13 protein-coding genes are annotated in these 23,813 nt (G+C 72.5%); 5 read left to right on the forward strand and 8 right to left on the reverse strand.

Translation table 11 applies throughout. The features are described from left to right. Positions 1-40 precede the first annotated feature (40 nt). The 4 genes from TNCT1_RS16940 to TNCT1_RS16960 all read right to left on the reverse strand — a co-directional run bounded on the left by TNCT1_RS16940 (position 41) and on the right by TNCT1_RS16960 (position 4,570). On the reverse strand, positions 41-931 hold the full coding sequence (locus TNCT1_RS16940) for an SIS domain-containing protein (protein WP_143633271.1): 891 nt from the start codon (positions 929-931) through the stop codon (positions 41-43). Between the two features lie 1,123 nt (positions 932-2,054). Beyond that, the gene (locus TNCT1_RS16950) at positions 2,055-3,095 is read right to left on the reverse strand and encodes an NAD(P)-dependent alcohol dehydrogenase (RefSeq protein ID WP_143632792.1); all 1,041 of its coding nucleotides are present in this window, start codon (positions 3,093-3,095) and stop codon (positions 2,055-2,057) included. 29 nt (positions 3,096-3,124) lie between these two features. Beyond that, complete coding sequence (locus tag TNCT1_RS16955) at positions 3,125-3,892, reverse strand: SDR family NAD(P)-dependent oxidoreductase (RefSeq protein WP_143632794.1); 768 nt, start codon at positions 3,890-3,892, stop codon at positions 3,125-3,127. Between the two features lie 9 nt (positions 3,893-3,901). Next, positions 3,902-4,570 carry a TetR family transcriptional regulator gene (locus TNCT1_RS16960; RefSeq protein WP_143632795.1) on the reverse strand — a complete coding sequence of 223 codons (669 nt, stop codon included), beginning with the start codon at positions 4,568-4,570 and terminating at the stop codon, positions 3,902-3,904. A 370-nt stretch (positions 4,571-4,940) separates the two neighbouring features. Here TNCT1_RS16960 and TNCT1_RS16965 point away from each other — a divergent pair, with 370 nt between their 5' ends. Next, entirely contained in the window at positions 4,941-7,319 is a 2,379-nt protein-coding gene (locus tag TNCT1_RS16965) for a M20/M25/M40 family metallo-hydrolase (protein ID WP_143632797.1), read from the forward strand. A 129-nt stretch (positions 7,320-7,448) separates the two neighbouring features. Here TNCT1_RS16965 and TNCT1_RS16970 read toward each other — a convergent pair whose 3' ends face one another. Beyond that, complete coding sequence (locus TNCT1_RS16970; protein ID WP_143632799.1) at positions 7,449-9,944, reverse strand: helix-turn-helix transcriptional regulator; 2,496 nt, start codon at positions 9,942-9,944, stop codon at positions 7,449-7,451. 530 nt (positions 9,945-10,474) lie between these two features. Between TNCT1_RS16970 and sbnA the strand changes: the two genes are divergently transcribed. Beyond that, complete coding sequence (gene sbnA, locus TNCT1_RS16975) at positions 10,475-11,458, forward strand: 2,3-diaminopropionate biosynthesis protein SbnA (RefSeq protein WP_143632801.1); 984 nt, start codon at positions 10,475-10,477, stop codon at positions 11,456-11,458. A gap of 47 nt (positions 11,459-11,505) precedes the next feature. On the opposite strand, the gene TNCT1_RS16980 is transcribed toward sbnA, so the two are convergent. Beyond that, positions 11,506-13,689 carry a non-ribosomal peptide synthetase gene (locus TNCT1_RS16980; RefSeq protein WP_143632803.1) on the reverse strand — a complete coding sequence of 728 codons (2,184 nt, stop codon included), beginning with the start codon at positions 13,687-13,689 and terminating at the stop codon, positions 11,506-11,508. Positions 13,690-14,177: 488 nt separating this feature from the next. Between TNCT1_RS16980 and TNCT1_RS16985 the strand changes: the two genes are divergently transcribed. Together TNCT1_RS16985 and TNCT1_RS16990 are read left to right on the forward strand one after the other, a co-directional pair. Further along, positions 14,178-17,606 (forward strand): non-ribosomal peptide synthetase, encoded by a 3,429-nt coding sequence (locus tag TNCT1_RS16985; RefSeq protein ID WP_143632805.1) that lies wholly within the window; start codon positions 14,178-14,180, stop codon positions 17,604-17,606. A gap of 144 nt (positions 17,607-17,750) precedes the next feature. Beyond that, positions 17,751-20,966 (forward strand): amino acid adenylation domain-containing protein, encoded by a 3,216-nt coding sequence (locus TNCT1_RS16990; RefSeq protein ID WP_143632807.1) that lies wholly within the window; start codon positions 17,751-17,753, stop codon positions 20,964-20,966. A gap of 83 nt (positions 20,967-21,049) precedes the next feature. On the opposite strand, the gene TNCT1_RS16995 is transcribed toward TNCT1_RS16990, so the two are convergent. Further along, on the reverse strand, positions 21,050-22,201 hold the full coding sequence (locus TNCT1_RS16995; protein WP_143632809.1) for a glycine amidinotransferase: 1,152 nt from the start codon (positions 22,199-22,201) through the stop codon (positions 21,050-21,052). A 340-nt stretch (positions 22,202-22,541) separates the two neighbouring features. Between TNCT1_RS16995 and TNCT1_RS17000 the strand changes: the two genes are divergently transcribed. Beyond that, positions 22,542-23,246 carry a hypothetical protein gene (locus TNCT1_RS17000; protein WP_235902649.1) on the forward strand — a complete coding sequence of 235 codons (705 nt, stop codon included), beginning with the start codon at positions 22,542-22,544 and terminating at the stop codon, positions 23,244-23,246. A gap of 60 nt (positions 23,247-23,306) precedes the next feature. Here TNCT1_RS17000 and TNCT1_RS17005 read toward each other — a convergent pair whose 3' ends face one another. Then, positions 23,307-23,807: a DinB family protein gene (locus TNCT1_RS17005; RefSeq protein ID WP_143632813.1), complete on the reverse strand. Its 501-nt coding sequence runs from the start codon at positions 23,805-23,807 to the stop codon at positions 23,307-23,309. Positions 23,808-23,813: the final 6 nt, after the last annotated feature.

Below are 23,813 nucleotides of genomic sequence, written 5' to 3' on the forward strand. Positions count from 1 at the left end.
GCGGCGTTCGCGGGGTGTGCGGCGTGTCCCGGGCGCGCGGTCAGGAACCGGGGCGGTCCAGGATCACGGAGCGGCTCAGGGCGCGCGGCCGGTCCGGGTCCAGCCCCCTGCGGACGGCGAGGGCCTCGGCGAGGCGCTGCACCCGGATCAGGTCGGCCTGCGGGTCCTCCGGGTGGTCCACGAAGTGCGCGCCGGTGGCGGCGACGTCGGCCCGCAGCCCGTCCTCGTCCGGGCCGAAGTGCCACACCAGGCGGCCGGGCGCGGCGATGGCGATCGGACCGTGCCGGTACTCCAGGGACGGGTAGGACTCGGTCCAGCTCTGAGTGGCCTCACGCATCTTCAGGGAGGCCTCGCGGGCGATTCCGTGCGCCCAGCCCCGGCCGAGGAAGGTGATCTGGTCGGCGGCCAGCCACTCCTCGGGCAGCGGTGTCCGGAGAGCCGTCCGCGCGGCCTGCGCCAGCGGTTCGGCCGGCTCGCCCAGGCCCGCGCGCAGGGCGGTCAGCGCGGTGGTCGCGAAGACCGTCTGCACGACCGACCTCTCGTCCGCGAAGGACAGGTCGAGGACGTGTTCGGCGGCGTCGACGATCGGGGTGGAGGTGTCGGCGGTCAGGGCGAGGGCCGGGAAGCGGCCGCGCCGCTGTTCCAGCAGTTCCAGGATCTCGGTGGTGGTGCCGGAGCGGGAGATCGCCACCAACCGGTCGTAGGTGCGGTCGTGGGGGAACTCGGAGGCGGCGAAGTGGTCCGTCTCGCCCAGGCCGCGCCCCTCGCGCAGTGCGGCGTAGGCCTCGGCCATGAACCAGGAGGTGCCGCAGCCGACGACGGCCACCCGCTCTCCCGGCCGGGGCAGCAGGTCCGCGGACTCGGCCGCGGTGCTCGCGGCCTTGAGCCAGGTCTGGGGCTGGCGGGCGATCTCCTCGCCTATGAACGTCATGCGTGTGCTCCTTGGTGTGCGGGGGCGTGCGCCGCCGACGGGGGCCAGGCGGGGCTCGGGGGCCGACGGCGGGCGGGGCGGGACCCGGGTGGCCCGGGGGACCGGGCCGCGCGAACCGGGCTGGTGGCGCGCGAAGTAGCCGGCGAAGTGCGGTTCAAGGGCGCGGACTTCTACCGAAGTGCCTTCGCGGAAGAACAGGGCCGGAGCGGTGTGCAGGTCGTCGGGGGTGAGCACGGAGACCGGGTCGAGGGCCGCTACGGTCCGGTCGACCAGGGTGGCGAGTGAGGCGCGCCGGCCGAAGCCGACGACACCCAAGCGCAGTTGGGGCGCGGACGGCTGGTTGGTCATGGGCACCCCTTCGTCGCGGACGGGGAGACGCGCACGACGCCATGGCGTCGCAGGCCCGCACCAGGCAGCGGGCATACACGGGTTACCGGCCCGGACCCGGGATCGCACCTCGGATTCTTCAGGGACACCTCGACCTTAGATGCTCGAAAGTGCTCAATCAACGGCTCCAGCGAGCAACTTCAAGCATCTTGGTCGCGAGCCGCCTCAGTCCGGTGCGCGCACATCAGCGGCCGTGCCGCGCCTCCGCCGTATTTCTCAGCCTCCGGCGGAACGACAGCCGGATGCCTCAACAGATCGTCCGCCAGAGGGACTTGGTGGCCGCGTTGACATCCGCGCAGGCGATCGCTTCACTCCCGGACAACGCCGGAGCCCCGCTCCGCGTCAGGGGTACGCCCAGCCGGTATGCAGACCCCGTACTGTGAGCCCGGCCCGAGCCGCCAGGGCGCCCCCACGTGTCCAGTTGGCGGCGCTGAACTGCACTTACCTCAGCGTCGACGACCTGGTGCTGCGGGCGGCGATCGATCGGGCCGCCGGTGAGCACGGCGGCCCCGAGGTCCTGCGGTACGAAGAGGTGCCGGTTCCCGTGCCGGGGCCGGGGGAGGTGCGAGGCGGAGGCCGCGAAGGCGGGTGTCACCGTCTCGAGCGCCCAGGTCCGCTCGAACGGCGCCCAACTCGCCGAACTGGGACGGCGAGGCGACTGCCGCGACAGGCCCTGGACGCGGCCGGGCCGCCCGGGCGGCGGCAGCCGTGCCCGGGCGGTGCGGAACGGGTGGGCTCAGCCGTTGGGGAGGATGACCGCGCGGCCGTTGACCTTCCCGGCGTGCAGGCGCTCGTAGGCGAGCGGGGCCTCGTCCAGGGAGTAGGTCTCGGTGTGCACCGAGACCGCGCCCGAGCGGGCCAGGCCCAGCACCTCGATCAGCTCGCTCCGGCTGCCCCAGTAGGGCGCCGCGACCGACACCTCGAAGGGCAGGGACCCGAAGCCGACGGGCAGGGCGCCGCCGCCGATGCCGACGATCGTCACGTCGGCCTCCACCGCGGCGACCGCGCCCGCGGTCCGCACGGTGGGCTCGGCGCCGACGAAGTCGAAGACGGCCTCGGCGCCCAGACCGCCGGTCAGCGCGCGCACGGCGGCGGCCGCGCCCGCGTCGGAGAGCACCGCCTCGTGGGCGCCGACCTCCTTCGCCAGCCGCAGCTTGTCCTCGCTGACGTCGAGGGCGATCACCCGGGCCGGCGTGAGCGCGCGCAGCAGCTGGATGGCGACGTGCCCGAGGCCCCCGGTGCCGATGACCACGGCCGTCGAACCCGGGACCAGCTTCGGCAGTGAACGCTTGATCGCGTGGTAGGGCGTGAGCCCCGCGTCGGTCAGCGGGACCGCGGCGACCGGGTCCAGACCGTCCAGCGGTACGAGGTGCCGCGGGTCGTCGACGAGCAGGTACTCGGCGATGGCGCCCGGCGACCCGAGCCCGGGCGGCCGGATGCCCAGCGCGTCCGCCCGCAGGCAGTAGTTCTCCTTGCCCTCCGCGCACTTGGCGCAGGCGCCGCAGCCCCACGGCCCGTACACGGCGACTGCGTCGCCCTCGCGCACACCGCTCACACCCGCGCCGAGCGCGGCGACCGTGCCGACGCCCTCGTGGCCGAGGGTGAGGGGCAGTTCGTAGGGGAAGTTCTCGGCGGGCCAGCTCATCACCGCGATGTCGGAGTGGCAGACGCCGGCGGCGGTGACCTTCAGCAGGACCTGGCCGGGGCCGGGCTCGGGGTCGGGGACCGTGACCACCTCGGGGGCGGCGCCGATCGTGCGGTACTGCAGTGCCTTCATGATGTGTACTCCCTTTCCACGGCCGCGGCTCAGACGGCGGTGTAGGCGCCGTCGACGAGGTGGTAGCCGCCGGCCACGAAGGAGGCGCGGTCGGAGAGCAGGAAGACGATCAGCTCGGCGACCTCCTCGGGGCGGCCGAGGCGGGCGATCGGGTGCAGGCCGACCAGACCGTCGTAGGCCTGCTGGTCCATGCCCTTCAGCAGCGGGGTCTCGATGAAGCCGGGGCCGACCGCGTTGACGCGGATGTTCTTCGCCGCGTACTCGGCGGCGGCGGTCTTGGTCAGACCGACCACGCCGTGCTTGGCGGCGACGTAGGCGACGGAGCCGGCGAATCCGACCGAGCCGAGGATGGAGGCCACGTTGACGATCGAGCCGCCCTCGCCGCCCGCCTCGATGGCGGGCAGTTCGTAGCGCAGGGAGTAGAAGACGCCGTCGAGGTTGGTGCGGACGACCCGGTTGTAGGCGTCGAGGTCGTACTCGCCGGTCGGGGCGCTCGGGCCGCCGATGCCGGCGCTGTTCACGGCGAGGTGCAGGGCGCCGAAGGCGTCCACGGCGAAGGCGACGGCGGCGGCCACGGATTCGGGGTCCGTCACGTCGAGCCGCACGGCGGCGGCCTTGACGCCCTCGGCCTTGAGGTCCTCGGCGGCCTGCTCGGCGCCCTCGGCGTTGTGGTCGGCGAGGACGACGTTCGCGCCGCCGGCCCCGAGACGGCGGGCGGTGGCCAGGCCGATCCCGGAGGCGCCGCCGGTGACCAGGGCGGTGCGGCCGGCGAACTCACTGCTGCAGGTGGTGCTCATGTGCTGTTCTCACTCTTCGGAAGATGGTTCGGCGGCCGCGGTGGCGGCCTCCGAGATCAGGGCGTCGTAGGCCCGCTCCACCAGGGCGGCCAGGTCTGCGGCTCCCGAGTCGTGCTCCTCACCGCCGCGCGCCCAGACGCGCAGCGCGGCGGTGAGGACTCCGGCGGCGGCGTCCACGACGACCGCCGGGCGCATGTCCCCGGCGTCGTCCGTGCCGAGCCGCTCGGCGAGGATGCGGATCGACTCCTCCTGGGCGTCGACGCGAATGCGTTCGTAGGCGGCGAACAGGGCGGGCTCGGCGTCCACCAGGGTCAGCAGCCGTCGCATCCGCGGGCGCAGATGGTGGGCCGGGTTCTCCTGGTCGGCGAGCCATGCGCGCACCGCCCGCCGGTACGCGAGCAGCGGCGGCTCCCCGGCCGGCCGGGCCCGCAGCAGGGCGTTGATGCGGTCGCCGTCACCGCGGACGAAGTCGAGGGCCGCGTCCTCCTTGCCGACGAAGTACCGGCTGAAGGTACGGCGGGCGACGTCGGCCCGCTCCGCTATCGCCTCGACCGTCGTGGCCGCGAGCCCGCGCTCCAGGATCAGCTCCATGGCCGCGGACGCCAGCGCGTTCCGCGTCTGCCGCGCCTTGCGCTGCCGCCGGTCCTGGGTGGGGGTGAGGGGCTCCGTCGCCTTCATGGCCCCGATCGTACGCCTTGATGTCCCATTGGGACACATGGCGCATCGAGACTCATGTCTCAGTGGGGCATCTGCAGCGGCGACCCGGCCGAACCGGGCAACCAACTGCGCGGCCCGGCGCCGACCCGCACGCGACGACCACGCGCCGGCACCCGCTGAGCCCCTGACGGGACGCGGGACAGCCTCGCCCGCCGGCCTCGGGGGCCGGTCCCTTCCCCGGGCGCGCGCGTCAATACCGGGGAACCAACCACAAGACTTCGAGCAGGCGGCGGAGCAGAGTGTCCCGTGTGCTGTGGACGCACTCCGAACACGAGGAGAGGGATGCCGGGAACGGTGAGGAACATCCTTGTGGTGAACGGTCCGAGCAGTGATGTCGCTGTCCACTGACGCGGAACGGAGCGGAGCGGACCAGGGGACCGGCGAGGCACGGCGGCGCGGGACGAGGGGGCGTGCCCTGCTGGCGCTGGTGCTCATCGGCCTCACCCTCCTCGGCACTTCGACGCTGCTCGCCGCGAGACCTCCGGCCGCCCGTCCGGCGGACACGCCGGCCCAGGAGTTCGCCGCCGCCCGGGCGCTCGGGCACGTGAGAGCAGTGGCCCAGCGCCCGCACCCGACGGGCACGCGTGACAACGCCCGGGTCCGCCGGTATCTCGTGGACACCGCGAGGTCCCTCGGCGCGCAGGTCGACGTGGAGTCGGGAGGGGCCGTCCGGACGGACATGGGCAGCCCGTTCCCGGCGGGAACCGTGCACAACGTGATCGCCAAGGTCGCCGGCAACGCGCCGCGGACCAGCGGCGGCAAGGCGCTGCTGCTCGTGGCCCACTACGACTCGGTCCCGACCGGCCCCGGCGCGGCCGACGACGGTTCCGCGGTCGGCGCCATGCTGGAGACCATGCGGGCGCTCAGAGCAGGGGGCGGCGTCCGCGACGACGTCGTGTTCCTGTTCACCGACGCGGAGGAAACCGGCTCCCTGGGCGCCGAGTTGTTCGTGCGGAAGCACAAGGCCGACGACTACGGTGCCGTACTCAACTGGGAAGCGCGCGGCAGCGGCGGCCCCGTGATGATGTTCGAGACGAGTGACGGCAACGGCCCGCTCGTCGACGCCTTCGCGCAGAGCGGCACCCGGTTCGTCACCACGTCGCTGGCGTACGAGGTGTACAAGCGGATGCCGAACGGGAGCGACTTCACCGTGTTCCGCGACGCCGGCGCCATCGGCCTCAACTCCGCGTTCACCCGCGGCCTGAACGACTACCACTCGCCGCGCGACGACGTCGGCCGGCTGAGCCCGGACAGCGTGCAGCACCAGGGCGAGCTCATGCTGGGCCTGGTGCGCGGTCTCGGCGACTCCGACCTGCGGAACCTGCACGGCCGGAACAGCGTCTACTTCGACCTGTTCGGCCGGGTGCTCGTTCGGTATCCGGTGGGCTGGGCGGTACCGGCGGCGGCGGTCACGCTCCTGGGCTTCGCAGGGCTGCTGGTCCTCGGCACGCGCCGGTCGGCGCTGCGGATCGGCGGTGTACTGGCGACCGCCGGGATCGCCGCCGGCGCGGTGATCACGGCGGCCCTGGCCGACTTCGGCCTGTGGTACGCCGTGACGCTCGTGCGCCCCGACATGGCGGCACTGCCGATGTCGGAACCGTACGACCGGGGCTGGTTCGTCGCCGGATTCCTGGTGCTGCTGGCCGGGACGCTGTTGTTCGCGGGCCGGCTGACGCGCGGCCGGCCGCCGGCGGAGCTGATCGCCGGCGGGCTGGCCGTGATGGCCGTGCTGCTGGCCGTGGTCGTACTGACGGTGCCCGGCGCGAGCTATCTGCTGCAGTGGCCGCTTCTGGCGGGCCTGCCCGCGCTGGGGTTCGCCTGCCGGCGGACCGCGGCCCGGGGCGAGACGCTGGGGGTGCTGCTCGCGGCACTCGCGCCCGCGGTGGCCGTGGTGCTCTTCACGTCCTTGGTGGACAGCCTGCTGATCGCGCTGGGGGTCTCCCTCTCGGCGGTGGCCGTGCTGCTCGCGGGCACCGGCGGCCTGCTGTCGCTTCCGCTGCTGGCACGGCTCCCGAGGCCCGGGCTGCTGGCGTCGGGCGCCGCCGCGGCCTCGGTGGTCCTGGTCGGCACGGGAACGGTGGCCCTGGACTTCAGCCCGCGCCAGCCGCTGCCGGACTCGCTGGTGTACGTGCGTGACCTGGCCCGCGGCACCAGCACGTGGATGACCACGGACCCGTCCCCCGACGACTGGACGCGGCGGGTGCTGGGCGACGACCCGGGCCGGGGCACGGCGGCGCGCTACTTCGCCGAGTACGGCGACCTGCCTGTCCGGCAGGCGAAGGCCCCTGCGCTGGACCTGCCGGCGCCCAGTGTCGAGCTGCTCGCGGACACCACCGCCGGAGGCGTCCGGACGGTGCGCTTCCGGGTGGCCTCGCAGCGGGACGCCTGGCAGATACAGGTCCGCCTGCCGCGCGCGCCGCTGATCTCGTGCGTCGTCGCGGGGCAGCGGATGAATCGGGAGGCGCTGTCGAAGCAGGGCGTGGCGTCCGGTGGCGTGGTCTTCCAGTTCACCGGCGACCCGGACGGAGCCGAACTGAGCTGCCGGACGAAGGCCGGGAGCCGGCTTCTCGTCGACGCCTCCGACTCCACCATCGGACTGCCGCCCGAGGTGGCAGCGCTGGCCGGCCCGAGGCCCCGCGAGAACGAGACGGTGCCCTACGGGTTCGCCCCGGCCGATTCCTCCGTCGTCCGTCGGACCAGAACACTCTGACAGCCGGCGCCGGAGCAGGCTTCGGGCACGTGCGCACCGGTCCGCCGGCCGTGCGCGGTCGCGGGGCTCTCCGGTTCCCGGGGTGCGCCCGGCCACCGGAGAGCCCCGCGAGGCGAGGCGCGGGACGCCTCAGGAGAAGGCGGGACTGGGACCGTCGGCTCTCCCCACCAACGTGGCGAGCTGGGCCCGTGAGCAGAGGTCCAGCTTCTTGAAGATGCGGGCGAGGTAGGTCTCCACCGTCTTGTGGCTCAGTCCCAGGGCCCGCGCGATCTGCTGGTTCGTCCGGCCGTCGCTGACCAGCCCGGATATCTCCCGCTCCCGCTTGCTCAGCAGGTCCAGATGGGTGTTGGCCTCCGAGGAGGGCGCGGTGGCGGGCCCGGACCCCTCCGGTTCGCCCGTGCGGTCCGCACCCGTGTCCGGGATCTCGCCGGCGGTCGTGGCCCCGGGCGCCGGCACCGGGCGGTCCGGGTCCCCCGCGCCGGCTGCCGCCTGCACCGGGGCAGGCTGGGCGGGGACCGGGCGGGCGATCTCTTCCGCCAGCCGTGTGGCGCTCGTCAACTGGACGTCGCTGCCGATCTGACGTGCCGTGGCCTGGGCGTGCTCCGCGTGCAGGGCGGCTCCGGGAAGGTCGCCCAGACGCAGCAGCACGGAACCCAGCAGGGTCGCCACCTGCGGCACGAGACACGTCTGGCCGAACCGCGAGGCGAGATGGAGCGCCCGCTCGAGGTGCTGTACCGCCCGCTCGTACTCGCCGAGCCGTTGTTCGGCGAGCCCCAGCCAGTACAGGGAGTCGAGTCGCGGGGCGAGCTGGTCGTCCGGAACATGGTCGACCAGCTCTCTCGCCTCGTTCACCCGGGCACCCGCCCGCACGGTGGCGCCGTGCCCGAGGTCCGCCAGGGCGTTCAGCGAGAGCAGCAGTGTGCGCAGCGCGGGTTCCCCGTCCACCGCGGCCACCGGTTCCGGGGCCGGCTCGTCCGGCGGGTCCGCTGTGCGGGCCGCCTCGAGCGACGTCGCGAGCAGGGCTCCGCGCAGGCGCGCCTGCGTGCTCTGCCGCGGAGCCATCGTCCGCAGCGCCTGCCGCAGCAGGTCACCGGAGTCGCCGAGCCGCCCCAGCAGTCGGAGCACGTACGCGTGTGACAGCACCGCCTCCGCGTCGCCGTCCGTTCCGGTGGCGGGCGCTCCGCGGAACAGTGCCAGGCTCTCGGTGAGTCTGCCGCACAGGGCCAGGGACGTGGCGAGCAGGAGCACGAGTTCCGTGTGCTCCGCGTCCTCGTCGTCCGGCTGGAGGTCCCGTACCGTCCGCAGCCACAGTGCGGCCGTCTCCGGCTGCTCCCACAGCACGGTCCGGGCGGCCTCCGTCATCAGGCGCATGCTGTCGGAGTCCCCGGCGGCGATGCAGCGCTGGAGATGCCGTGCGATCAGGCGCGGGGGAGCGTTGCGGGCACGCATGACAGCCACCGCACGCGTGTGCGCGCCCAGCCGCCAGGCGGCGCCCGCCGTGCGGTAAGCCGCCTCGCGCAGCAGCGCGTTGCGGAACATGAAGGTGCGCTCGCTGTCGTCGACACGGAGGATGTCGTGCCGTACCAGTTCGTCGACACCCGCGCGTATCCGGTCCTCGGGCATCTGCGCGACCGTTTCGAGAAGCCCGATGTCGATCGCTTCGCCCACCAGGGCCGCCGAATGGGCCGCGGCCCAGCCGAGTTCGGACAGTCCGTGGAATTCGCGGAGGACGGAGACCGGCGTCTCCGGCGCGGCGAGTGCCGCGTCGCCCCCGGGTGCCCCGGCTGCGCCCTGCCGGGTGGCGAGGGCCCGCAGCAGTCCCGGGTTACCGCCGGATTCCTCCTGCAGGGCACGGCGGCGGAACGGGCCGAGCCCGGCGGGGAGCAGTGCGGCGAGATCCTCGCCGGCCAGCGGTGACAGGTGGATACGAGTGATCTGCCCGGCCGCCGCGCCCTCCTCCAGAAGCGTCCGCAGTTCGCCGTCGATCTGGCGCGGCCGGTGCGCGACGGCGAGGAGTACCGGAGAACCGGTGGAGTGGCGCAGGAGATGCTTGAACAGTCGGACGGACGCCTCGTCGGCCCAGTGCATGTCGTCGATGACCAGCAGCAGTCGGCCTGCCGCGCCGAGGTTGTCCAGGAGCGCGCGGACCGCGTGGAACGCGTGGTTCATCTCCATGGGGTTCCTGGGCATGAGCGCTTCCCGGGCGTACGGCGCCAGAGCCGGGCAGATACCCGCCAGCCAGGAGGCGTGCTGCTCGGGCAGCCCGTCAACCGGGTTCGCCCGATGCTGTGCCAGGACGTCGTAGAGAGCGTCGGAGAACACTCCGAAGGGCAGTGCCTCGGAGGGGGAGCGGGCGGTCCCCGAGGCCACCGTCCAGCCCTGGGCCCGGGCGAGGTCGCCGAGCACGGACAGCAGGCGCGTCTTCCCGATCCATGGATCGCCGCTGACGTCTATGGCGCGGGGACGGGACTCGGTCTCGTCCAGAATCCGCTCCAGCAGGAGCACCTCTTGTTCCCTGCCGTGCAGCGCGGACGGCCGGCGGGCCTTGGTCCGAGGAGAAACGGACTGACCGGAAAGGAAATCCTTCGTGGGGATGCGTCCTCTTAAATTCTCGAGTAGCTGCAAGGCAGGTAACCTCTCCTACTCTCAATTGCTTGAGACTGGAATCTCGCTTGCTCTGACATTGCCGGTGGGCGTCGACGAGGAAGGAGGTGACGGCACGGGGTAAGGCCGGGTTCGGCCGCTTATGTGTGTCGGGCTACTCGATGGAGATCGTAAGCGGCTGTACTTCGTTCCGCAAGGTTCGGTATTTTGTTTTCGGCGCGCCGCACGCAGGCGATCGGATGGTGCGGCCGTCTTGGGGAGCAGCGAACTTTCGGTGCGGTCGCGGCCGGCCGGACGAGATCGAAGAACTCCCGCGTACCGCTCGAATCAAGCCAAAATGGTCGGCGGTTCTGTTATTGCGCATACAGGTCATTCCGGGCGTGTGTGGCCTCCTGTCGCACCTTGAGCACCCCAGATCGAGCAGGGTGGCGAAAGGCGGTCAGGAGGAGTCCCGACATTGGAGAGCGACGACGACGTACCAGACTGAATGGGCCACCGGGCCCCGAAAGCGCTGGGGCGGTCGACTCACGGCTCTCGATGGAAGGCGAAATATGCAGGAGCACCACATGGGCGGAATATTCTCCTTGATCGGCGATACGCCGCTTGTCGAGCTTCGGAGAATCCTTCCGGAATTCCGGGGCACGGTGTACGCCAAGCTGGAGAAATTCAATCCAGGTGGCAGTATCAAGGACCGGACGGCGTTGAGCATGCTGACCGAAAAGATCAACAACGGTGAGCTCCGGCCGAAGAAGTCCGTCGTGGTCGAGTCCAGCTCCGGAAATCTGGCGATCGGCATCGCGCAGATCTGCCGTTATTACGGCATCGAATTCATCTGCGTCGTGGATGCCAAGACGACCGCACAGAACATCGCCATCCTGCGTGCCTTCGGCGCGACGATCGAGCGCGTCACCGAGCCCGATCCCGAGACCGGGGAGTATCTGGTCGCCCGGCTCGGCCGTGTCCGTGAGATCGTCGAGACGACTCCACACGCCTACTGGCCGAATCAGTACTCGAACCCGTTGAACCCGTTGGCCCTGGAATCCATGTGGGACGAGATAGCCGACGCCCTGGACGGGAAGGTCGACTACCTCTTCTGCGCCGTCAGTTCCTGCGGGACGCTGCGGGGCTGCGTCGACCGTATCCGGCAGCGGGGGATGTCCACCGAGGTCGTCGCCGTGGACGCGGTCGGGAGCGTGATCTTCGGGAACCACAGGGCGGCCACTCGCCTCATTCCCGGGCACGGTTCGTCGGTGCGGTCGCCGCTGCTCGACGAGAACCAGGTCGACACGGTGGTTCATGTCTCGGATCTCGAGTGCACCGTGGCATGCCGGCAGCTCGCGGCCCGCGAGTCGGTACTGGTGGGCGGGTCGTCCGGAGCGACGATCGCCGCGCTCAAAAGGCTGGCCGGCGAAATCCGGCCAGAGGCGAAGTGCGTCGTCGTTTTCCCCGACGGCGGGGAGCGCTACCTCGACACCATCTACTCGGACGAATGGGTGGTCAAGAACTTCGGCGAGGTGACCCACCTCTGGAAGTGACGGGCGCCCGACGGCGAGTTCAGGTCACGGGCGGGCGCCCGTCCCGCTCACCCGAGACGGGCCCGCAGCGGCGCCAGTTCCTCCAGTTCGGCCAACTCACCGACCGTGGGGCTCAGATAGAGCATCCGGGCGGGTATCTCGATGCCGTACTCGTTCTGCAGCCGGGCCAGCAGATCGGCGGCGATCAGCGAATGGCCCCCGAGTTCGAAGAAATCGTCGTCGATGCCGATCTTCTCGATGTTCAGGGTTTCCGACCACAACCGGCACAGGAGCCGTTCCACGGGCAGGCGTGGCGCCACATAGTCGTTGGGGACGCTGCGCGCGGACGTCCGGGCCTGGGGCAGGGCGTCCCTGGCCACCTTGCCGTTGAGGGTCAAGGGCAGCTCGGCGAGCGTCACGATCCTCGCGGGCACGAGGTATTCGGGCAGCCGGTCCCGCAGCCACCCTCGCAGATCTCCCGGCGGCGGCGCGTCGGACGAGGAACGCACCGGCACCACATAGCCCACCAGTTGCTTGCCGGAGCCGCTGCCCGGCTCGTCGACCACCGCGGCGCTCCGGATCTCGGGATGCGCGGCGAGCACCGTCGCGATCTCGTCCGGTTCGACGCGGTAGCCGTTGATCTTCACCTGGCTGTCGGCCCGTCCGCAGAAGTCCAGCATTCCGTCGGACCGCCAGCGCACCAGGTCCCCGGTGCGGTAGAGGCGGGCCCCTGGTGACGCTCCGTCAGGATCCGGCACGAACCGGTCGGCGGTGGCCGCCGGCCGGCCCAGGTAGCCAAGGGCCAGACCGGCGCCGGCCGCGTGCAGTTCGCCCACCACTCCGGGCGGCACCGTCTTGCCCTCGGCGTCGAGCACCTTCACCCGCGTACCGCTGATGGGCCGGCCGATGGGCACCGGGCCCGGGGGCGGCGGCTCGCGGAAGGTCGCACAGGCCGTGAAGGTCGTGTTCTCGGTCGGGCCGTAGCCGTTGGTGAACGACATCCCGGGATGAGCGGCCAGCAGTCGGGCCACCGCCTGGGGACTGACCACGTCACCACCGGCGAACAGGTGGCGCACGCCGCCCAGCCGGCCGAGCTGGTGGTCCACCATCTGGTGGAAGAGACCGGCGGTCAGCCACAGGTGCGTGACCCCCGCCGTCCGGATGACCTCGCCCATCCGGTCCACGTCCACACGGCCCGGAGGCAGCAGCACGACGCGGCCCCCGTTGCACAGCGGCGCCCAGATCTCCAGGACGGAGGCGTCGAAGGAGACCGGCGAGACCTGGAGGAACACGTCCGTGGGACCGAACACCGTCCAGTCGGGGGAGCTGACCAGCCGTGACACGGCGGCGTGCGGGACGCAGACGCCCTTCGGCTCGCCCGTGGAGCCGCTCGTGTAACTCACGTACGCGAGATGGCCCGGCGTCAGCCCGGCCGGCAGCGGGCCGGGACCGGCGCCCCGCACCTCCGCCGACGTGTCGACGGGCACGACGGTGAGGCCGCCCGGTATCCGGCCGGCGAATTCCCCGGGCGCCAGCACCACCTCGACCGAGGCGTCGCCCAGCAGCGCCGCCAAGCGGGCGTCCGGCCATTCGGGGGCCAGCGCGAGATAGGCCGCACCGGCCTTGAGCACGGCGAGGAGCGAGATGATCGTCTCCGGGGAGCGTTCTCCCAGCACACCGACGACGTGACCGGGACCGGCGCCCGCGTGGGCGAGCCGCGCGGCGAGCTGATCGGCCCGGTCCACGAGTTGCCCGTAGGTGATCTCCTCCGCCCCGGTGCCGACCGCGGGGGCGTCGGGCGTCCGGCGGGCCCGCTCGTCCACCAGATCATGGACGCAGCGAGCCGGAGCCGGCGCCGTGCCGCTGCCCTCGAAGGCCGCCACGAGCGCCCGGTCGGTGTCCGAGGCCAGCTCCAGCACCGAGATCCGGCGGGACGGCTCGTGCAGGCCGTCCGCCAACGCCCGGCAGACCTGGCCGGCGATGCGCCCGAGGTCGTCGCCGGCCTCGCTGCCGAGCGCCGTGCCGCTGTCCGTCGCCGTCAGCTCCATGCCGTCCACCCGCACCGTGAAACGCTCGCCCACCAGGGCGTGGACGCGGGCCGACAGCTCGGCGAATGTGGGGTCCGCGGTCAGGTCCAGCTCCATCGCGACCTGACCGGAGACCTGGATCTTCTCCTGGAGGCTGCGCCGGCTGACGACAGCGACCAGTGCGGCAAGTACGTTCCGGGGGTCCAGTTCGGCGCCCAGCTCCATGCGCGTTCGCCCGTCGATGGCGTTGTCACCTTCCTGCGTGAGGGGATTCCCTGCGGCGGACGACGCCCGCGGCCGGTCACCTCGGAGGGGTCCCAGGCCGACTGGTGCGGGCGCGCTTTCGCAGGACCGGCAGGGCGGCACCCGCGAGGCGTGCTCGTGCCCCGGCGCGTCTGCCGCCGATCCGCAGAAGGATGCCGGGGCCGCTGCCCCGGGACCAGTCGGGGAATTCCCTGAACGCACCCCGTCACGCACGCGGGACGGGGCTCTCGGCTCCCCGGTTCCGGACGACAGGCACGCGCGGCACCGGGGCCGACGTCGAAGGTTCCCCGACTTTCCCCGACGCGCGCGTACCAGCACCCTGATGTGCAGACAGCCGGTGCCGGCACCGCGTAGGGGGAGCCCGGACTCGTCGTGCCCACGGTGTGCCGCGGTCGCCGGATCACGTGGCGCCGGCCCGGCCGACCGCTTCCTACCACGAGGGATACGGGATGACCGACGAGCCGCTGTCCGAAGCCGAGCGGCTGCGACGTGGCCTGCGTGGCCTGTCGCCGGAGCGCCGGGCGCTGCTGAGCCGCAGTCTGAGCCGCCGGCACACCGAGCGGGAGCAGGCGTCGCGCATCCCGGTGCGCGCCCCGGGCACCGATCGGTTCGTCTGTTCGCCCGGCCAGGAGCGCCTGCATTTCCAGCACCAGCTGGATCCGGCCGCCGTCACCTACCTGATGCCCGTCGTGCTGCGGCTCCAGGGAGACGTGAGCCCCGAGGCGCTGCGCTCCGCCCTGGCCGCCATGGTGGACCGTCACGAAACGCTGCGCACCGGGTACGAGCTGGACGCCGACCACCGGCCGGCCCAGGTGGTCAGGCCCGCCGGTGAACTCACCGTGGAACTCGCTGTCGGCGACGCCGGCGCCGAGGAGGCGGCCGAGCGCGCACGGCGACTGGCCTCGCTGCCCTTCGACCTCGCCGCCCCGCCGCTGCTGCGCGCGGGGCTCTGGCACATCCGCGGCACCGACGAGTGGACCTTCGCGTTCTGCGTGCACCACATCGCGGTCGACGGCTGGTCGCTCGGCGTGCTCGTCGACGAACTCGCCGAGCTGTACGGGGCCGCCGTCGCGGGAGAACCGGCGCGGCTGCCCGAACTCGACGTGCAGTACGCCGACTTCGCAGTCTGGCAGCGGAACATGCTGGACGGCGGGACAGCCGCGGCACAACTGGACCACTGGCAGCGTGTACTGACCGGCGCTCCGCCGCTGGAGCTGGCCGGCGACCGGCCGCGGCCGAGCCGTCCCACCTTCGAGGGCGCCTCGCTGCCGCTGGAGATCGGCCCCGAGCTGACCAGTGCGCTCAGCCGGGTCGCCCAGGAGGAGAACGCCACCCCGTTCATGGTGTTGCTCGCCGCCTTCACCGTCGTGCTGCACCAGTGGTCCGGACAGTCCGACCTGGTCGTGGGCACGCCTGTCGCCGGCCGGCCCCGCCCCGAACTGGAGCGCCTGGTGGGCCTGTTCGTCAACACGCTGGCGTTGCGGATCGACCTGGCCGGCGCGGCCTCCTTCCGGGACCTCGTCGGCAGGGTACGCGCGGTGTGCCTGGACGCCTACGGACATCAGGACGTGCCGTTCGAGCGCGTCGTCCAGCGGATCGGTGTCGGACGGCAGCACGGCCGCCCCGACCTGCCACGGGTGCTGCTCTCGCTGCGCAACGTCCCGCTGGGCGCCCCGCACCTGCCCGGGCTCAAGGTGTCCATGACGGAACTGCCCCGGGCCGGGACCGACCTGGACATCAGCGTCGAGCTCGCCCCGGACGCGTCCGGCGGCCTGTCGGGCTGGTTGGTCTACTCCACCGACCTGTTCGTGCGCGGGACCGCCCGGCGGATGGCCGAGAGCCTGACGACCGTCCTCGCCGCGGGGACGGACGACGCCGACCTGCCGGTGCGCGCGCTGCCGACGCTGCCGCCGGCCGAACGCGACCGCCTGGTCAACGAGATCAGCGGCGCACGCACCGGCCCGGTCCCGGCCCGGCCGCTCACCGCCTGCTTCGAGCGGCAGGCGGCGAGGTCCCCCGAGGCGGTGGCGGTGGTGGCCGACGGCCTGCCGGCGGCCGGCCAGGTGAGCTACCGGGAACTCGACGAACACGCGAACCGGCTCGCCCACTGGCTGATCCGGTCAGGTGTGCGCACCGAGGACCTCGTCGGCGTCCACCTGCACAGGAGCGTGGACCTGGTGGTGGCGATGCTCGCGGTGTTCAAGGCGGGAGCCGTCTATCTGCCGCTGGACCCGGACCACCCGGCGGGGCGCCTGGAGCAGGTGGTGCGGGACGCGGCCCCCCGCATCGTCCTGACCTCCACCGGACTGGCCGGCACCGGCACGGCGGCCGGCGGATCCGCGACGGCCGGTGGATCCGCGACGGTCGTGGCCCTGGACGCCGGTACGGTCCCGTGGGACGGCCTTCCGTCGAGCCGGCCCGACGTCGAGCTGTTTCCGGACAACGCCGCGTGCCTGCTGTACACCTCCGGGTCCACGGGCAGGCCCAAGGGCGTGCTGCTCACCCACCACGGCCTGGCCAACCGGATGCGCTGGATGTGCGACTCGTTCGCCTTCGGCCCGCAGGACGTGGTGCTGCACAAGACGCCCATCAGCTCGGACCCCTCGCTGTGGGAGATGCTCGTACCGCTCTTCACCGGTGGCCGGCTGGTCCTGGCCCGGCCCGGCCGGCACCTCGATCCCCGCCACGTGGTCGAGACGCTGCGCAGACACCGGGTCACGGCCTGCGACTTCGTCCCCTCGATGCTGCGTTCCGTGCTTGACGAACCGGGGTTCGCCGAGTCCGCCGGAGACCTGCGGGCCATGGTGTGCGGGGGCGAGGAACTTCCCCCCGCCCTCGCCGAGCGGCTCCTGAGCCTGGCACCACAGGTGTCTCTCTACAACCTGTACGGCCCGACCGAGGGCTCCTGCGACGCCTCCGTGCACCAGGTGACCCTTCCGGTGCCGGCGTCCGTGCCGATCGGCCGGCCCCCCGCCGGGGTGGAACTCCACGTACTCGACGCCGACGGACGGCCGCAGCCGGTCGGTGTCCCCGGGGAACTGTTCATCGGGGGCGTGCAGGCGGCCCGCGGCTACCTGGGCAGGCCGGGGCAGACGGCCGCCGTGTTCGTACCGCACGCCTTCCGGCCGGGACAGCGCCTCTACCGCACCGGTGACCGGGTGCGGTGGCGCGACGACGGCACCCTGGAGTTCCTGGGCCGACTGGACCAGCAGCTCAAGATCCACGGTTACCGGGTGGAGCCCGGCGAGGTCGAGGCCCTGCTGCGTTCGCACCCCGGCGTCGAGGAAGCCGTCGTCCGCGCCTGGCCGCGGACCGGCGGCGAACACCACCTGGCCGGCTATCTGACGGTGCCCGACGGGACGCCGGCGCCGGACCGTGACACCCTGCGCCGCTACCTGGCCCGGGCACTGGCGACGCCGATGATCCCGGCGTCCTACGTCGTCCTCGACGAGTTCCCCCGGCTGACCAACGGCAAGATCGACCGCAACGCGCTGCCCGAACCCGACTGGGGCGGGCCCGCGTCCGGCGCGGAACGCGTGGAGCCCACCGGTGCCCTGCAGCGGGTGCTCGCCCGGATCTGGGGAGGAGTCCTCGGCCGCGAGGACATCGGTGCCGAGGACGACTTCTTCGAGCTGGGCGGGCATTCGCTGCTCGCCACCCAGGTCGTGTCCCAGACGCGTGAGCTGTTCCGGATGGATCTCCCCCTCCACTTCTTCGTGGACACCCCCACCGTGGCCGCCTTCGCCGACGCGGTGAGGGAACGCGGGACCGCCGAGGGCGTCGACGTCGACCGGATCGCCCAACTGGTGCTCCGCGTACAGGAGATGTCGGCCGACCAGGTCGGGTCGCAGTTGCGGTCCCCGGGAGACGGCTCCTGATGTCCCCCGCCGGTACGGCGGGACCGGCCCGGCCACCCGCGGGGCCCGTCGTACCCGGCGTCCCCCCGTGGTCACCGCCAACCCGCCCGGACCGCCACCGACCCAGCGCAGCCGCCGCGACGGCGCCCGTACGAGAGGTGCTCCATGAACGCAACGACCGCCTACTGGCGCGAGGTCCTGCTCGGTGGCGGGGCCGTCACCCTTCCGCGCTGGTCGCGGCAGCCGGCGGGCACCGGCGAGCACGAGTTCACGGTGCCCGTGGACCTGTCCGAGGCGATGCTGCGGCTCGCCGGGACGCTGGACGCCGACGTCGGCACGGTACTGCTGGCCGCGCACGCCAAGGCCGTCGGCGCGCTCACCGGTGAGCGCGAGATCCGGGTGGGCTTCGCGGACCGCGAGGGCGCGACACCCCTGCCCTGCCTGGTGGACCTACGGCACACGACCTGGCGGCAGCTCGTCGCTCACGTGGGCGCGCTCACGGCCGTGATGCCCCGGCACACCGATCTGCCCGCCGAACTCGCCGGTGACGCGCCACCGTTCGAAACGGCGGTCGGGACGGGCGAGCCGACCGCCGCGTGGCCGGACCACCCGTGCCTGCCGCTGCGGATCGGGCTGGCCCGGCGCGCTGGGCGGACGTGCCTCGTGCTGCGGTGCCGGCAAGAAGTGATCGACGCGGACTACGCGGCCAGGATCGCCGGTTACCACCTCACCGCGCTGCGGCTGCTGACGGCCGACCCGGACGCCGCGCACACCCTGCGGCCGCTGCTCGGCGAGGAGGAACTGCGCTTCCAGCTCGACGAGCTCAGCGGGCCCGACCGGGAGCTGCCCGACCGCAGGGTGCACGAGTTGATCGCGGAGGTGGCCCGGTCCCGGCCCGACGCGGTGGCCGCGGTGTGCGGCACGGAGCGGCTGACCTACCAGGAGCTGGACGACCGTGCCAACCAGGCCGCACACGCGCTGCTGGCCGCCGGTCTCCAGCCGGAGGACGTCGTCGCCGTCGTCACGGAACGGAACCTGGGCTGGCTGATCGCCCTGCTGGCCATTCTGAAGGCCGGCGGCTGCTACCTGCCCGTCGAGCCGCAGTTTCCCGCCGAGCGGGTCACCGGCATGCTGCGCAGGGCGGGATGCGGGGTCGCTCTCGTGGACCCGGCGGGCCGCGGGGTCGCGGAGGAGGTGGCGAAGTCGCTGCCGGGACTCCGGGTGAGATCCGTGGCACAGCTACTGCGCGAAGGGCACCCGGCCTCGGACCCCGGCGTTCCCGTACCGGCCGGCCGGCTCGCCTACATCTACTTCACCTCCGGCTCGACGGGCGAGCCCAAGGGGGTGATGTGCGAACAGGCGGGCATGCTCAACCACATGCTCGCGAAGGTCGACGACCTGGGCGTGCGGTGCGGCACGGTCGTCGCCCAGACCGCACCGCAGTGCTTCGACATCTCCCTGTGGCAGGTGGCCGCACCGCTGCTGGCCGGCGGCACGGTGGTGATCGTCCCGCAGCCGGTGCTGCTGGACGTCGAGGAGTTCGTGGCGGAACTGGACCACCGGCGGATCGAGGTGATCCAGCTGGTCCCCTCCTACCTGGACGTCCTCCTCACGGAACTGGCCCGGCACCCGAGGGAACTGCCCGCGCTGCGCTGCGTGTCGGCGACCGGTGAGCCCCTGAAGGCCGCCCTGGTGCGCCGCTGGTTCGAGCGTTTCCCGGACGTGCCGCTGGTCAATGCCTACGGGCTGACCGAGACCTGTGACGACACCAACCACGAGGTGATGGACCGGGCGCCGGACGGGGCACGCGTGTCGCTGGGCCGGCCGGTGCCCGGCGCCAAGGTGTACGTGGTGGACCGTGACCTGATGCCGGTGCCGCTCGGCGCTCCCGGCGAGATCGTCTTCTCCGGCGTCTGCATCAGCCGCGGCTACGTCAACGACCCGGTGCGTACCTGCACCGCGTTCCCGCCCAGTCCGCATCACCGGGGACAGCGCCTCTACCGCTCGGGCGACTTCGGCAGATGGGCGCCGGACGGCAGGCTGGAGTTCTCCGGCCGCAAGGACGCGCAGGTCAAGATCCGCGGCTTCCGGATCGAGACGGAGGAGATCGAGGACCGGCTGCTGCGCGTCCCCGAGGTGCGCGAGGCGGCCGTCATCGCCACGGGCGCGGGGGAGCGCGAACAGCGCCTCGCGGCGTTCCACTCGAGCCCGCCGGCGCTGCCGGTCGCCGCACTGGCGGACGCGCTGTCCCGGCACCTTCCCGAATACATGGTCCCGGCGGACTGGTACTGGCTCGACACCCTGCCGCTGACCGGCAACGGCAAGGTGGACCGCAAGGAGCTGGCGCGGATCGCCGACGGGCTGCACCGGACGTCGATCGCCGGCGACGAGCCCAGGACGCAGGCGGAGCGACGACTGGCCGCGGTCTGGGCCGACGTGCTGGGCGTCCCGCCGGCGCAGGTCGGCCGTACCCAAGACTTCTTCGGCTCCGGGGGCTCCTCGCTGTCGGCTCTTCGGATGGTGATCGCGCTGGACAGGTCGATCACCCTGGGGGACGTCACCCGCCGGCCCGTACTGGCGGACCTGGCACGGATCCTCGACGGACAGCAGAGCCGGGCCGGCGGACGCCTGCACCGCCTGACGCCGCCCGGCGGGCCGGCGCGCGGGGTGCTCGTGTGCTTCCCGCACGCGGGCGGCAACGCGATGAACTACGTACCGCTGGCCAAGGAGCTGGCCGGCTCCGGGTGGGCGGTGCACGGCGTCGAACCGCCCGGCCACGGCCTGGCCGACGGCCCGCACGCCGAGCCACTGGTGGAGGTGGCGGAGCTGGCCGAGCAGGTGGCGGCCGAGGTGGCCGCGATAGCACCCGGCAGGGTGCTGCTGTGGGGGCACTCCGCCGGCACGGCCTGCGCCCTGGAGACCGCCCGGTTGCTGCGCCGGCAAGGCCACGAGGTGGAGCGGGTCTTCCTGGGCGCCCAGCTGCCCGGCGAGACCGCCGACCGGCTGGCGGAGATCGCCGGGATCGGTCAGGTGGGGGACACGGAGATCATCACCCGGCTCGCGCTGGAGAGCGGTGCACACGAGCTGGCCGACGCGGCCCTGGGGTACGCCGGACCGCTCGCTGCGTCCTACCGGCACGACACGGCCGCGGCATGCCGGTACTTCGTCGCGGCGCGCCAGGACGGGCGACCCGCGATCGACGTGCCCGTCACGGTCGTGCTGGCCGACGACGACGAGGGCCTCGACGGCGACCCGAAGGAGTGGACGCGGTTCGCCGCGGACGTCTCGGTGCGCACACTGGAGCACGGCGGCCACTACTTCCTCGCGACCCGGCCCGCCGAGGTGGCCCGGATCATCGTGACCGCCGCCGACCCGACCTGAGGGAGCGCCGACAACGCCGGTGCCCGCCGGCGCGAAGGGTGGAGCCCCTTCGCGCCGGCGGGCACCGGCGGTTCGGCCGAGGGTCAGGTGAGCGGGGTGTAGTCCAGGTTGGGGAAGTAGTCCTCGCGGGTGCCCTCCCGGCGGACGTCCCAGGTGGCGCAGTGCAGGGAGCCGCCGAACTCGTAGACGTTGCGGAACGGTACCGGGAAGACCTCGAACCCGAGCTTGCTCAGCAGTTCCTGGAGCGCCTTCTCGCTCTCCTCACAGACGATCTTGGTGGGGGAGAGGCTGAGGACGTTGATCGACACCCACTTCGTCGACTGGCAGTAGGTGGGCATCTCGTCGTTCGTCAGACTCGGCTGCGGCGCCTCGACGAACTCCCAGTCGTTCGCGAGGAACATCTTCTCCTCGCCGTCACGGATGGGACGGTCGGGGTTGGTCAGGATCAGGCCGGGGCGCAGCGGAATGAACGTGGCGTCGATGTGCGAGGGGAAGAAGTCCAGCGGGAAGTGCACCGGATGGACCCGGAAGCCCTGCGGCTCGAGGTGCCTGGTGATCCACTTGATGCCGGCCCGGTTGGTGGTCATGGACTCCTGCACGAGGACGTCCCGGCCCAGCCGGCACATGTCCGCGGCGTCGAAGACCACCTCGTCCTGGGTGACGCAGAACTCGAAGTTGTGCATCTCCCGGTGGCGCTTCTCCAGCGGCCAGTCCCAGAACTCCTCACGGTACATGGAGTCCGCCATGGTGGGCTTCGGCGCCACCGACCAGCTCATGCGGGGATCGGCGGCCAGGTAGCCGTAGACGAGTTCGCGGTACGCCTGGTACTCGAAGTAGCGCGACCGGCGGGACATGGTGGCTTCGAGGATCTCGTTGCCCAGCGTGATCATCACGTCCCGCGGGCACACGGCGCAGTACTGGTTCTCGACCTCGAACGTCGGGGTCTTCAGCGGTGCGGAGAAGTCCAGCGGCTCGGGGCGCCGCACGGTGATGTTCTGGGACTCGAGGAGGGCCACCAGGCCGGCCAGTTCCTCGTTCGCCTTGTCGATGGTCGCCTGCGGCTTGGGCCCGGTGGGGAAGGGCCGCCGTTCGGCCGAGGGCGGCAGACCACGCTCCTGAGGCTTGTGTCCGGGTTCCGTCGGCTCGAAGCAGGCGTTGTCGGCGCTGCCCACAACGACTTCCTGCAGCGGGTCCCACTCGTTCCAGGAATTGACGATCTTGGCGTCGGAGTGCACTCGTCGGCCGCCTCTCTTCTGCGACCGCCCTGCGACAGGCGGGGATGGCTGGGTGCTTCGGCCTCTGTCCGGGATCTCCCGTCGCGGGTCCGACGGGACCGGTCTCCTGCGGACCCGGTGGCTGTGACGGGGCTCCATCGGGTGGGTCCTCATTCGATCGCCACGGACGGGGCCGCTCCAGTCCGGAGAAGTCCGGACGGTGGCCGGCGCCGCCGCGTTGGACGATGTGTCCGGGGGATGTCGGACCGCCGCCGCCCGGCTCGCGGCCGGCCCGCATCGCCACTCGACGCGGGGCCCCGACCCAGCGAGAGGCCCTGCGCCCGACCCACGAGAGGTGATCGTGCCAGAGATCCGACAGCTCACCGTCGACGGCCGGTTCAACGGGCCGGACGGCAGCGCCAACGGCGGCTACGTGTGCGGCTCCTTCGCCCGGCTGTGCCCGGCGCCGGTCGCGGTGACCCTGCACGCGCCGCCCCGTCTGGACCGTCCCCTGCGGGCCGAGGTGGGCGGCCGCAGAGCGCATCTGTGGGACGGCGACCAGCTGATCGCGACCGCCGCGCCCACGGAGCACCGGGTGGGCCATGTCGACCCGGTGTCGTGGGAGGAAGCGGTCCGGGCGTCCGGACTGTACCGGGGGCAGGTCAACCACCCGTATCCGCGCTGTTTCGCCTGTGGACCGGACCGGGAACCGGGTGACGGGCTGCTGCTGGCCCCGGGCCCGGTGCCGGGCCGGGCGGCCACGGTCGCCTGCCCGTGGGTTCCGGACGAGGCGGCGGGGACCGGCGAGGACGGCCGGGTGGCCGCAGAGTTCGTCTGGAGCGTCCTCGACTGCCCGTCCGGGTGGACCGCGGACCTGGTCGCCGCGCCGAGGGTGCTGGGCTGGATGCGCGCCGAACTGGAGACCTCGCCGGCCCCCGGGGACCGGTGTGTCGTGGTGGGCCGCCTCGACACCGGCGACGATCACGGCTTCGCCAGCACGTCGGTGCTGTACGACAGCCGGGGCACCGCGCTCGCCCGCGCCACCACGCGGTGGTACGCCCCGTAGGGGGCGCCGCGGCCGTCCCCGCACGGCGCCGCGGCCGCCCCCGGGTGCGGCGCCGGGCGATCAGTCCCGCGGGTGGTCGCCGGTACGGCCGTCCAGGAGTTCGCGCACGATGTCCATGTGCCCGACGTGGCGGGCGGTTTCCTCGATCATGTGAATGAGCGTCCAGCGCAGCGTCACGGACTCGCCGTGCCAGGCGGTGCCCACCGCGTCCACGTCCAGCTCGTCGATCACCTTGTCGGACGCGGCGCGGGCCCGGCCGTAGAACGCCACGATGTCGGCCGTCGTCTCCGAGGGCGTGGGGCGCAGATCGGCTTCCGGGTCGTCGTCGTCGAACGGCAGCGGTTCCGTCTCACGTCCGAACGTCTCGCAGAACCAGCCGTACTCGGTGGCGGCCAGGTGCTTCACGAGCCCCAGCAGCGAGGTCCCGGACGGCGTCATCGGCCGTCTCACCTGGTCTTCGTCGAGACCCTGGAGTTTCCAGAGCACCACGTCGCGGTGCCGGTCGAGGCTGATGCGCAGACTGTCCTTCTCGCCGCCTGTGGCAGGCACACGCTGGGTCATGCGCGC

This window comes from Streptomyces sp. 1-11, assembly GCF_007176755.1.
In the GTDB taxonomy this organism is placed as follows: Bacteria; Actinomycetota; Actinomycetes; order Streptomycetales; family Streptomycetaceae; genus Streptomyces.